The sequence below is a fragment of the Chamaesiphon sp. OTE_75_metabat_556 genome (assembly GCF_031378165.1).
Classification (GTDB): Bacteria; Cyanobacteriota; Cyanobacteriia; order Cyanobacteriales; family Chamaesiphonaceae; genus Chamaesiphon.
This window is the reverse complement of record NZ_JANNDR010000360.1, coordinates 1-12,258: the sequence shown is the minus strand read 5'-3', so window position 1 is coordinate 12,258 and position 12,258 is coordinate 1. Positions and strand designations below refer to the sequence as shown.

Sequence of the window (12,258 nt, the reverse complement as noted above, 5' to 3'; positions counted from 1 at the left end):
TGGCACAACTATCGAGCAGATTGAAATGAGACTTCTTACCTTTTTTGAAACTCAACAATTACAGACTCCAATTCAAATTTCAAATACGATTCAACATATCTACAACCTTATTCTGTAGTCTTCCGGCGGGAAGGGAGTAGTCTAACCTGTTCTAAGATGTCAGTCACGTAAATATATCAACTATTTTCATCTTTGAAATGTGACTAAATCCCCATCCCCAAATGGAGACAGGGATAAACCTAAATTACTTAATCAGCTCTAGTCCCCGCTTAGATAAAGCCTCAGCAGTGATGCCATTAAATGCCATCAATTGACCCGCAGTAGCCGTAGTTTCGCCACGTTTCCAGGCGAAGGTATCGCGAGGTGAGATCGATCGCAACATCACTGGTTCGAGCATCGCAGGTGCGCCACCTGTTACGCCGATTAAGGCACTGCCACCGAAGATGTCGGCGAACTTCGCATCCGAGAGGAAACCACCATCAGGTTCGCTACAGGTATCCCACGCGACATCGCTAGGGCGATAGAGGCGACGAGGATTGATAATCGAGACGATTTTTGAGCCGATACCTTCGGTTTTTAAAAATGCAGCGGCTTCAACCGCTGGTGCTAGCGTCATGTCACCGATAACTGCGAAGACTACTTGCTTGTCGCCAGGGGTTTCTTGCAAGACTACCGCGCCGTCTTCTAAGCCTTGACGAGTTTGGGCGAAAGTAGTGCGGATGGGTAAGGGTGATTTACTCGCGGTAATTACTATGCCTTTGTTTTGGGTAGTTAATGCCCAGTCGTAGCAGACTTGGATACTATTCGCATCGGGTGGGAAGACGGGGAAGACGTTACCATTGCGCATCATCGAGGCGAAGTAGGCTTCGATTTCGGGGCGTTGGTGCGTCCAACCGTTACGTCCTTGTTCGAGTGCGCCAGCGGTGTAGAGAGTGATGGTAGAAGGTGTCTTGCGGCGCAGTTCTGCCATTGCTTGGGTGACGGTTTGCCAGATCGGTAAACCATTGATGGCGAAGGATTCGTAGGAACACCAGAGGGTACGCGCACCCATCAGAGCCAATCCGGCGGCGAGTCCCGCACAAGCATCTTCACTCAGGGGTTCGTAGACTTGCCCATCGGGTGCTTGGAAGTATAAATCGTCGGTGGTGGGGTGGATGATTTTGAGGGCTTGGTTGATATTGGCAATCCCTGAAGCTTCATTCCCGTCGGCGTTGGTGACGAGGAAGTTTTTATCTGTTTGTCCGACGTAGCCGACTAATCGCCCCATCGCGGTGGTTGAGACTTTGGCTTCGCCTGTGGCGTATTCTTCGAGCGGGAGCGTACCGAGGCTGGGGACTGGGAATACTGATTCGGTAGTGGCTACTTTAGAAGAAGAACCACCGCCAGCGCGTTCGCAATTGGTGCGCACTAGTTCCCACGCTTGGAGATGGAGCGCGCGAGTTTTTAAACCGCTAATAATGTCGGCATTATCGAGGGTGTGGTGAGCGTAGAGGTTATGGGATTTGGAACCTGTGGCGTGAACGCCAGCACCTTTGAGCTGTTTGATGATGAAGACGGTTAATTTCCCACTGAGGGCAGATTTAGCGGCTTTATCGACACCAGCTAAGATTGCTTGAGTAAAGGCTAACCGTTTTTCTAAGGAGAATAACGTACTATCGACATATTCACCAGTCTGATTTTTGTCGTCGAAATCCTTGGCATTCACCATAATGACTTCTTCAAACCCGTTACCAGTCCAATAACTCAGCATCTCTTGATTAGTCTTAGTAGACACCATACTATGATGCTCCTGACTATAACCATTCCACACCAATACAGGTAAGAAATTTGTCACAGTGGGAAACGCAGTATGGAAATGCTGCATCGCACTGATAATATACGGCTCGCCCAAACCACCATCGCCGACAGTGAAGGGAAATAATTTACCAGGGTGCAATTTCGCCGCAGACATGGCGAAATGTTGACCTTGACCGAGTGGCCCTGCTGGAGCGAGAATACCAGGGATAAAGCCAGACAAGTGCCCGATTAAACCATCTTTCTCGCGGAACTGATCTCGTAATTGCTGAACGGTACTGATGCCCATTGCTTCAAGGGATCGATCGAGAAACATGGCACTATAGAATCCTGGTGCATGATGTCCGACTTCCGTGAGAATATTCTTATGTCCAAGCATTACCAATGAGGCGTAAACTTCGGCTTGGCTGGCAAATCCGCCAGGATGTCCAGAAGCCTTGCTCGCGCAAACTTGTAAGGTGAGATAGCGCAGCGCGTCGGCGTAGAGCAAGGTTTGAAAAGCGGCAGCGGGATCGTTGGCATTGGCGATGCTTGTTTGCCCAGTTGCGATCGCTGGTGTCTTACCATGAGTATCGAAGCCTGGGAGCAATTCCCCAAAATACTGAATTCCCTCGGCAAATGCTGGAGTCTGAACCGCAGTAGTCATAAATATAGTCGCCTTTGAATAGTAGATCTGCGATCGATGCTACCAGCTATTCTGGGTCAGTGACACATTTTCGGGTCGATGCAAATTCATTTAGCTGTCAATCAATGTGGTTGCTGAATTGTTTGACTATCGCCCATACTGCACAGTTGAACCAGATCCTGATGTAAACTAAGATTTTTAGCTCGATCGGTTGTCACTTCAATGATGGCACTACGATTATTTGTTAACGATCGATTATAATCGCGAATCAATTCGTCTCGATCTTGGGGATGATAGTAATCTAATTTAAACATCACCGCTGCATGAGCAAAATCCAAGCCATGTGGCGTTCCGAAATAAGTATCGAAAATCTGGGTGGATTTGGCGATCGGTAGAAAGGAAAAAATTCCGCCACCATCATTGTTGATAATGATGACAATTACGGGTTGTAAATTGTGCTGCAATAATGCGAATGAATTTAAGTCATATAGGCTCGATAAATCGCCGACGATCGCTGTCGCTGGAGCCTGTAAACCTACTGCAAATCCAGTTGCTGAAGCGATCGCACCCTCAATTCCACTCGTACCGCGATTTGCACCGATTCGCAGATTTTCGGGGTGGTTTTCTTGATCGATCTTCCCCACACCATACATATCCAAATCGCGAATCGGCATACTATTTCCCACCCACAATCCATGCTGGCGGGGAATCAGTTCGGAAATAGTTCGAGCGATGAGGGGTTCGGTGAGCTGGGGAGTTTTTAAAAAGTTAGTAATTGCCAGCCCAAGTTTATCTGAATCGGTTCGTAGTTGCTGTACCCAGTCAGACGTGGGAAGCTGTGGTAACTGCTGAATCAATCGATCGCAGAGATAAGCAATGTCTGATTCGATTCTAGCTGAGACGAGATGATTGGGATCGTAACGTTCGGGATTATCGGTGATCGCAATATAATTTGTCGGTGGATATTTCTCGATCCACTTCAATAACTGTGGTGAGACAATTCTCGTCCCGATTTGGACGATCGTATCGAGCTGCTCTAATTCAACAGATCGATCGGCAAGTAATAATCGATCGAAGTAATGAATCAAATTCGGGAAATCCTGACGCAATCTTAATCCTGACTGGACATCGGCAAAAACAGCCCAATTTAGACGCGCTGCTAATTGAATAACCGCATTCATCTCGACTGTGGATTTTAACTTACCAACAACTAAGATTCCTTTGGTAGTAGATACGATCGTGTCGATTAGAGTTTCAATTTCGGCAGTAGTGGAAATAGTTAATTTATCGGCATAACGAGTATATGGCGTTGGCGGAGCCTCTCCTCCGGAGAATCGATTTTCACTCCACTTCACCAAACTCATAGGTATTTCGACAGGTGTATCGTCTAGCGGTGCTAACGGCTCCCGAAACATGCAATTGAGATGTACGACTCCGCCTGGAGCTTGTCGCGATCGAGATACAGCCAGATCGATCGTCGTTAACACCATATTGGGGCTAATTTCGGCTGTAGGGCAAGGTAAATCGAATTGCCAGACTGGGTAATCTCCATACAAATTCACCTGATTAATCGTCTGATTTGCCCCCGTATGGCGCAATTCTGGCGGTCGATCGCTAGATAAAATTATCAGCGGCAAATTATCCATTGCTGCTTCAATTACGGCCGGAAAATAATTCGCCGCTGCGGTGCCAGACGTGCAAATTAATACCGCTGGATTGCCTGTCGCGCGGGCATACCCGATCGCATGAAAAGCTGCCGCACGTTCGTCTAAACAGATAATCTTGTTTGCTTGCTGACTTTGAGCTACAGCTACAGTTAATGGGGTCGATCGAGAACCGGGCGAAATGATCAAATAATTAACCCCATTTCTGACCAATTCTTCGACGATTAAATATCCCCATAACTGATTCATGTTGTTCGTAGTTCGCCTAATTTAAGCTGTGGCGATCGGTTAAATAAGATCGATCGCGCTGTTACATAAGTTTAATCCCGGACTACTAATTTTACATCTAATCTAATTTCACGACCATCTTACCGATGTTTTTGCCATCGAATAGACCCAGGAAGGCGTCTACGGCTCGATCGATCCCCGTGACTACCGTTTCTTGGTTTTGCAATTTACCCGCCTGGAAATAACCCCCGACTTCGCGTTGGAATTCCTCGATCAGATGGAGCGAATCGCTGACGATTAGTCCCTTCATCGTCAAGCGTTTGGTCGTAATATTGAATAAATTACTCGGCCCAGGAGTAGGCTGTTCGGCATTGTAGCCAGAGATGCCGCCGCAGGCGATAATGCGACCGTAGACACGCAGTGCCGAGAGTGCGGCTTCGAGACTTTCGCCGCCGACGTTGTCGAAATAGACGTCGATGCCGTCTGGGGCTGCTTGCTGAAGTTGTTCGAGGACGGGGGCAGTTTTGTAATTAAACACTCGATCGAATCCACATTCTGTCTTCAGAAATTCAATCTTTTCAGCCGAACCTGCCGAGCCGATAACTTGGCAGCCGCGTAACTTGGCCAATTGTCCGGCAACATTGCCAACTGCACCAGCCGCACCAGAGATAAAGATCGTTTCGCCAGCTTTAACATCGACTAGATTCAATCCCGCCCAGGCAGTTAAGCCCGTCGCACCGAGCAGACCTAGATAAATCGAGAGCGGTTGAATTTCGCGGTTGACTAGTTGCAATGCCTGCGGTTCGGCGATGAAGTATTCGCGCCAACCCAAGCTAGAAGTAACGATATCGCCAGCTTTGAAGCCCTCAGCGCGGGCTTCGACGACTTCCCCAACGGCACTTCCTTCAAGTGGTTTGTCCAATTGAAATGGCGGTACATAAGATTTGGCATCGTTCATCCGACCGCGCATGTAGGGATCTACCGACATGTAGAGATTGCGGACGAGGACGCGATCGTCTGGTAGTGGTTCCAGTTTGGTTTCTACCAGATTAAAGTTGGCTGCTGTTGGCATTCCATTTGGGCGCGAGGCTAGTTGAATTTCGCGACTGACGATCTCGGTCATAATTGGCTCCTAATTGGTGAGATGCTAATTGGCATGTCAAATTCGATCTTTCCTAGCGTCTTGGCATGACTTAGAAGGGGATTTGTTGACGATCGCGAAAGAAGTCGCCACTCAGGCTGGGAGCCGCGTCTGTGTCAAATCGAGTAATTCGCGATCGATCGTCAGGATATTCATATCCTCATCGGGATAGATACCAGCGTTATTAATCAACACATCGAGTCGGGGCAAATATCCGCCAAAATCTTGGGCAGCGCGATCGATCGAGTCATCATCGGCGACATCTAAAAGCAGCGGTTAGAGATCGCTAGCAAATAACTTTTGGTAGCGATCTCGATTGCGATTATCTTTGAGAGCAATTTCGATCCTAATTGTCTGGAGATCGTCGCTAGCTATCTGTGCTAACGCTGTCAATAAATCGATCGCTGCCTGGGGCGAATCGACTTGGCTGCTGATGACATCCCGACCATTGGGCACGCGATCGAGTGGTAGGAATTTTGGCTCAGAACTGACTAAGATGGCATCATCGTTATTAACAAATGTTGGCTTACCATTACCCGCATATTCTCGACCGAGATCGATTTGAGCGAGGAGCTTGTATTCGGGGCTGACTTGTTCGACGATCAGTTTTTCGCGCCGTACGGGCACTTCGACATACAAAATTTGAGTGTCAACTTCTTTGCGGACGACAATTTCCCCAGTCTTGCGCCTAGTCAGATTGACCATCAAGCGTTCTTCTAACAACTGAAAAATTTCTGATGTGAGTACATTGGCAGGATCTACTGTTGTCGATCGTCGCGGCTGCGGTTGGGGCTGGGTATCTACAGATCGATCGGAAATCATGAGTGGCTCCAAAAATAAGTTGGTGAGTCGATCTGTCAAAAAAAATTCACTCCCGATTGTCGAGTGAGCCAATGTTTAGCTCGCTTGGCAACTGTTAGCGATAGCCAGTGAGTCTGGGCGGATCGGTTCGATTTGCCCAGACTCGATAATTTAGTTGCGATCGACAATCGGTCGATCGTCAACAGTTTTGATGTCGATTTCTTCACGGCGTACCTGCTCTTGAGTCGTCGCAGTTTCTCGATCTACGACTTTACTGACTTTGACTTCTTCGCGGACGAAGGCTTCTTTGTGAAATTCGGGGACTTCTGCATACACTTCCAGCCGCGAAACTTCGCCTTCTTTAAAGTTAGCTTCGCCAGGAACTGTAGTAGTGGCACCAGTGCTGGGCATCCGCTCGATGACGACGCGCTCTTTTTGAACGGGGACGGAGGCCGTGGCTGTTTCCGTCTCGACATGCTTACTAATTACAGCTTCGCCAGTTTTCTGACGGGTTTTGCTGGCGATTAGTCGCTCTTGATAGAGTTTGAAGCTGGGGTGGTTGCGATCGTTCATCGCATAGAGATCGGGGTCGCGATCGTCTGTCGGGGTGGCCGCGACCGGTGCGGGGACGGTTACTGGGGTAGGAGCTGGGGTAGGATCTGGGGTAGGAGCTGGCGTGGGTACTGGGGTAAGGGCTGGTGTAGCTTGACGCGGGTAATCGATCTCGCCATCGACATAGGGAGTATCGAGATCGAGCATCTCATCACCAGCGGTAGGAGCTGCGTAGCGGCGATCGCGAGTAGAGCCGACACCAGTTGTGGGAGCAGTAGAGCGATAAACGCCTCTGACCCGTTCTTCATGGGCAGCATCGACGAGAGTATCATCGGTCAATTCTGGCAGCGACTCAACTTGATACTTGGTGAGATTTTCGGCATGGACGCGTTTTTGGTGATACTCGATCCGCGCGCGACCGATTGGCAACAACACGCGTTTGCCCAAAATCCAAATCCCGGTATTGATAACCAAGTATCGAAAATGCCCGTAGTCATCGACTAGCACATCTTCAACCGAGCCGATTTTTTCATCGGCAGCGTACAAATCCATCCCTTTCACATCGTCGTCGCCAAAATGCTGTTTGTAGTCTGGATCGAAATCTTTGATTTTATACAGAGCCATCCGATTTAATCCTCATTTTTAGACTGCTTTACCTGTAAATGATAGAGATCGAACGATTTCCTGTTATCTTTCGATGTGCCGAGATCGCTCGCACCATTAGAGAGAGCAAAAAATCTTGTCTTTCTTGCCTTCCTAAATGACTCCTAAATAACATCATTGCTAACGTCAAATCCGCAATCTAGTTCCTCAAGTACATAGCTCGATCGAGTTTCTAGTAACTTTAAGATCTCGATCGAGCTATTGAGTTTAGTTAGGACGGAGACATAACTGGTTCGCCTTTACTCAGCGCGGCTTGCAGCTTGGCTTCATCTTCTTTAGATAGTGAAGTCCGCAAAACTTTGCCCTCAAATTTGCTCAAGTCTGCCAAGACGCGATCGGGTGTGGATTTGCGGATAAGCACGAAGATTGCCGATGTTCCTGGCTCGATCGTGCTGCCCAAATCGCGCATGAAATTGTCATCGATACCGATATCTGACAAGGCACCTGACAGCGCGCCAGCCGCCGCACCAACTAAAGCAAAAATGGGGTTGAAAAATAGTACGCTCAATAAAACACCCCAGTAACTACCACTAATGGCACCAGCAGCAACTAGTTCTTGAGCTTGCTTGATTTTGACTTTGCCTTCTTGATTTCTGACGACAATAGCTGCATCTTCAAGGTCAACTAAGTACTCTGATTGGAGCCTTCTTAATTCGTTCATTACCTCGTCTGCCTTGAACTCATCCTTAAAACCGACAACGATTAAGTCACTCATGGTTGCAATCCTTTATTTAAATTTTATGCAGTCGTACTTCACGATTATAAAAAATTATCAGGCGTTATTCTCTCCACCAACAGGTAGAGATTAGCAATCTTTATGCACTGGAAATTGCCGATCGATCAATTTAATCTGTAGGGGCGGTGCTATGCTGAGTCTTGCCATCAACATGTGACGGCAAGACTCAGCACACTGACGACAGAATACGACACAACGCTGACAATGTTCGTGCTGGTGCCGTGCGCACTCCGCTGCGCAACGGTCGCAAGCTTGGGCACTTCTACACTCTCTAGTTACACTAATATTTCGCGATGAATAGATCGCTCGATCGATAGAGATTTTTTGGCAGTACTGAATTAGCCAATTTTGTTCGCGAACGAGATAAGTATGTGATCTAAAGCTGTAGGGAAAAGCTGGAACTCAATCAGCTCAGGTTACTAGACGATCGGATGTACATCGCTGGCTATAATTAGCACGTTCAATGGCTAACTAATTATTATTTACACCTTACCAATGTCTTCTAGATCGATAAGTTTTTCGATAACGGGAAATTCAAAGTTCTCGTTAGCATCCAGCCTAAACATCTAATCTGCTTCGTTAGCAGAGATCGCATTCGCGATTTCATCAGGACAGGTTTCCGTATAAACCCAGGCATTATCTAGATCTGTTTGTGTTGGTTTGGGATGTGCTTCTAATAGTTCTCGATCGCTAGTTCCCATTATTGATGACATGCCGAGGAGTTCGATCGCTTCTTCACACCAAGCAAGCCATTCTGTCTCCAATCTAATACCTTGACGGAGTGTGATGTATTGATAACGCCCAACATCACTAAGCTGGGATCGATCTGTAAAATGTTTGCCTGCGAGTGCTTCATAAATATGCAAACTTTCTAAATGTTGGGTGTAGTGGTGTTTCAATTCAACTACAAGTATTTGGGGTGAGACGACAGAACCTGCAAATATTTTCACGAGTAGATCGTCCTTGAGTAGACCGACGGTACTTGGTGTCTCAATCCACTTTCGCAGGAACTCTTCACCTGCACTAGTCAAGCTATAAATCTTTTTATCCGGGCGATGCTCTTGATGGATGAGCTTTGCCTTAATCTGGCTCTGCTTCTCTAATTTGATCAATTCTCGATAGATTTGTTGGTGGGTTGCATTCCAGAAAAAACCGATCGAGCCATCGAATTTTTTAGCTAGATCGTAGCCACTACAGGACTGATTGCTTATAGCTGCCAAAATTGCATGAGATAAAGACATTTAAGATAGCTAAAGGAGTGACATATAAGAGGTCAAATCAGAATTTGGAAAATATAGCACTGACATATATAGAATGTCCAAAGGGGAATTGCTTGTGACCTAGGCAACTGTTTGCATATTTAATTTATTTAATATACCATATGTAAATATACAAACAGTTTACCATGAATGATAAAATAAATACAAGGTAGTAGGCTAAATGGGAGAACGCAGCATGATTAAACTGAGCAACCAGCTCACGATAGCCGCTTAGCTTAATCATGCTGCGTTTCCGCTAAATCAATTTATTTTTGCTCACAATTGAATAACTAATGCGAATCTATTTCGCAGCAATGTTCACAGATTAAGTCAGCAGTATTTCTATCTTTTTACCATCCAAATTATAAAATCAGGAGAAATAAAACATGCCGAAAGTAGTACCTGGTAGATTTAGTGCAGATATGAATGAATCATTTGTCGTCTTTTTAATCGGGGTAAGGGTGAATAATATTTGGGCGATTAATAAATGGGTGCCAACAGTACAAGCAATGGGACCAATGTTAAATTCCTTGCGTCAATACCCAGATAAAGGCTTATTAGGGAAAGAAACATTCTTTCGCCCCTTACCGATTAGCGTAGTTTTGATTACTTACTGGAAATCTTTTGAGCATTTAGAACATTTTGCCCGAAGTTCTGACGATCCCCATTTAGAACCATGGCGAAGATTCAATCAATCGATTGGTAATGATGGGAGTGTGGGTGTTTGGCACGAAACATATTTAGTTCAACCGGGACAATCCGAATCAATCTATGTAAATATGCCTGTCTTTGGTTTGGCTGCTGCGACTCAGCATGTAGCATCTGTCGGTAGAAAAGAGACTTCCCGTCGTCGATTAGGTGGTGAGAATGAGCCGGCTGTGTAGATAGAATAGTGATAACTCATGAATTACGTTCATCGCGAGAAAATTTTTCAGTTTCGGGGGAGAAGAGAGAGTACTTTCAAACACCTTCTTCAGATGTCTCGCAAGTATCATATTAAAAACTCAGTGATGAATTTATGCTAAGAATTGGAGATTTCTCAAGATTTGGACAAGTTTCGGTGAGAATGCTACGCCACTATGATGGCCTAAACCTAATAAAGCCGATTCATGTCGATCCAGTTACAGATTATCGTTATTACTCAATGGAGCAGTTACCCAGGCTCAATCAGATTTTGGTTCTCAAAGACTTCGGAATACCTTTAGAAAAAATTGCTGATTTACTTGAGCAAGACTTGCCACTAGAAGAATTACAACAGCTATTGAGATCGAAAAAATTAGAGCTAAGTCAGCAGATTCAAGATACTCAAGCACAGATAAATCGCATTTCTGCTCGATTGGTTCAATTGAATCGAGAAGGGCTATCTTCACCCTACGACGTAATTGTGAAATCTGTACCCACTTACAGGATCGCCTCAGTTCGTCATACTGTAGCATCTTTACCTGAAATGCCTAAGGATCGTGGCATGCTGATTCACAAGCTATATGGCTGGCTTAAGCAGCAAAAGATTTCAGCAGTTGGGTGCGAAACCGTAATTTATCACACATCAGGGTATACAACGACAGATATCGACATGGAATTTGGCATTGTCATTCCAGAGACGTCCGAACCAGTTAGCGAGACAGGACAGGACAAAGTTACTATTCGTCACTTGCCTGCGAGCGATCGAGTTGCTAGCATTTTTCACAGCGGCATGATTCAGGATATTACACAAGGCATCGCAGCTCTCTTTACTTGGATTGGTACTAACGGATATGTAAGTAGTGGTTCAATCAGAGAAATTCATCTCTTTGGAGCGGAGACTATGCGAGTGCGGGAGCAGCCAGTGGTGATTGAACTGCAAATTCCGATCGAGATCAGTGACATATCTTAGTGCTTAGTCTACCCACCACCAAGCTAACGCTATGGAGTTGGCGCTCAAAACCTTAGATTTCGTGTTTCAATCGCTGTCGCCTCCACACAAACGAATTTATGTTTTGGTCTTACACAGCGTCCAGAGGTTTGGCCAGCCGTCTTGCCCTGACTCTCACATCGCGCGAACGATGTCCCCGCAGCCGCCCTGTGTCCCAAGGCAGAAATGTTTTTAGTCGGAAGCCTACATGGTGTTTGACTTGTCCAGTGGCGGGTTCCATTTAGTGGATAGTGCGCTAGTACTTACGCTTGCTCAATGCAACGGCCTTTTAGACGCTCGCGCGTGGTCATCAACCTCCACACGTATTGGATCAATTTTTGAAATGTTTGTACTAAGCCAAAATGCTTATTGCTCATTCGTTCATACATCTCCTTCCGCTGCTTGCTTCCGCTGGTGGCAAATAGCGGTGGGGAGATGCAATCTCTCATTCGCCTGCTTTCATCCCACCGCCAAGGCGGGTACACCTATGGCGGGGGAATTCCCGCAGTGCTAGTTAAAAACATAGTACAATTCACCATTGACTCTCACATAGTGTAAGACTCTATCTTCAGTACAAACATGTATAGCACTTAACTCCTAAATTATCTTGTCATATCAGTATCTGTCAGCTAGAAAGTCCTTATCCACTCTCACTGGGTGGTTACTAATTGCTGAAAGCCTGCTAATTTTCGTCCCGATCTCTGTTTTAGGAAGTGCGATTAACTGGCCCAAGAGTTTGGGCGATCCAGCAGATAAAATGCTGCCGCTTCTGATTCAGAACGCTGCAGCCGTAAGGTTTGGATATCTAGTTTATCTGGTTTACTCTATTCTTTTTTCGGTGGTTGCCTTGCTGCCAATTCAAGTTTTGAATCAGATCGATCGTGATACAAAAATTGAATTGCCA

13 protein-coding genes are annotated in these 12,258 nt (G+C 46.2%); 4 read left to right on the top strand and 9 right to left on the bottom strand.

The genetic code is table 11. The annotated features are described in order from the left end of the window. Positions 1-244: 244 nt before the first annotated feature. The 8 genes from RMO27_RS14530 to RMO27_RS14495 form a co-directional block, all read right to left on the bottom strand. The gene (locus RMO27_RS14530) at positions 245-2,440 is read right to left on the bottom strand and encodes a phosphoketolase (protein ID WP_309733721.1); all 2,196 of its coding nucleotides are present in this window, start codon (positions 2,438-2,440) and stop codon (positions 245-247) included. Positions 2,441-2,541: 101 nt separating this feature from the next. Further along, positions 2,542-4,332 carry a 2-succinyl-5-enolpyruvyl-6-hydroxy-3-cyclohexene-1-carboxylic-acid synthase gene (gene menD, locus RMO27_RS14525; protein ID WP_309733719.1) on the bottom strand — a complete coding sequence of 597 codons (1,791 nt, stop codon included), beginning with the start codon at positions 4,330-4,332 and terminating at the stop codon, positions 2,542-2,544. Positions 4,333-4,429: 97 nt separating this feature from the next. Further along, positions 4,430-5,434 carry an NADP-dependent oxidoreductase gene (locus RMO27_RS14520; RefSeq protein ID WP_309733718.1) on the bottom strand — a complete coding sequence of 335 codons (1,005 nt, stop codon included), beginning with the start codon at positions 5,432-5,434 and terminating at the stop codon, positions 4,430-4,432. Between the two features lie 111 nt (positions 5,435-5,545). After that, on the bottom strand, positions 5,546-5,725 hold the full coding sequence (locus RMO27_RS14515; RefSeq protein WP_309733722.1) for an SDR family oxidoreductase: 180 nt from the start codon (positions 5,723-5,725) through the stop codon (positions 5,546-5,548). Positions 5,726-5,728: 3 nt separating this feature from the next. After that, on the bottom strand, positions 5,729-6,346 hold the full coding sequence (locus RMO27_RS14510) for a DUF2382 domain-containing protein (RefSeq protein ID WP_309733716.1): 618 nt from the start codon (positions 6,344-6,346) through the stop codon (positions 5,729-5,731). Between the two features lie 78 nt (positions 6,347-6,424). Further along, positions 6,425-7,429 (bottom strand): DUF2382 domain-containing protein, encoded by a 1,005-nt coding sequence (locus RMO27_RS14505; protein ID WP_309733714.1) that lies wholly within the window; start codon positions 7,427-7,429, stop codon positions 6,425-6,427. Positions 7,430-7,679: 250 nt separating this feature from the next. Next, positions 7,680-8,183, bottom strand: coding sequence for a DUF1269 domain-containing protein (locus tag RMO27_RS14500; protein WP_309733712.1), 504 nt, complete (start codon positions 8,181-8,183; stop codon positions 7,680-7,682). 587 nt (positions 8,184-8,770) lie between these two features. Then, a complete protein-coding gene (locus RMO27_RS14495) occupies positions 8,771-9,445 on the bottom strand; it encodes a PadR family transcriptional regulator (RefSeq protein WP_309733710.1) in 675 nt (224 codons plus the stop codon). A 404-nt stretch (positions 9,446-9,849) separates the two neighbouring features. Between RMO27_RS14495 and RMO27_RS14490 the strand changes: the two genes are divergently transcribed. Continuing rightward, a complete protein-coding gene (locus RMO27_RS14490) occupies positions 9,850-10,347 on the top strand; it encodes a DUF4188 domain-containing protein (RefSeq protein WP_309733708.1) in 498 nt (165 codons plus the stop codon). A gap of 134 nt (positions 10,348-10,481) precedes the next feature. After that, a complete protein-coding gene (locus RMO27_RS14485) occupies positions 10,482-11,336 on the top strand; it encodes a MerR family transcriptional regulator (protein ID WP_309733706.1) in 855 nt (284 codons plus the stop codon). A 109-nt stretch (positions 11,337-11,445) separates the two neighbouring features. Here the strand turns inward: RMO27_RS14485 and RMO27_RS14480 are convergent, their stop codons facing one another. Next, complete coding sequence (locus RMO27_RS14480) at positions 11,446-11,595, bottom strand: hypothetical protein (RefSeq protein ID WP_309733703.1); 150 nt, start codon at positions 11,593-11,595, stop codon at positions 11,446-11,448. Between the two features lie 102 nt (positions 11,596-11,697). Between RMO27_RS14480 and RMO27_RS14475 the strand changes: the two genes are divergently transcribed. Both RMO27_RS14475 and RMO27_RS14470 read left to right on the top strand, forming a co-directional pair. After that, positions 11,698-11,868: a hypothetical protein gene (locus RMO27_RS14475; protein ID WP_309733701.1), complete on the top strand. Its 171-nt coding sequence runs from the start codon at positions 11,698-11,700 to the stop codon at positions 11,866-11,868. A gap of 93 nt (positions 11,869-11,961) precedes the next feature. Beyond that, on the top strand, positions 11,962-12,258 hold a 297-nt coding region (locus RMO27_RS14470; protein ID WP_309733699.1), incomplete at its 3' end, for a hypothetical protein.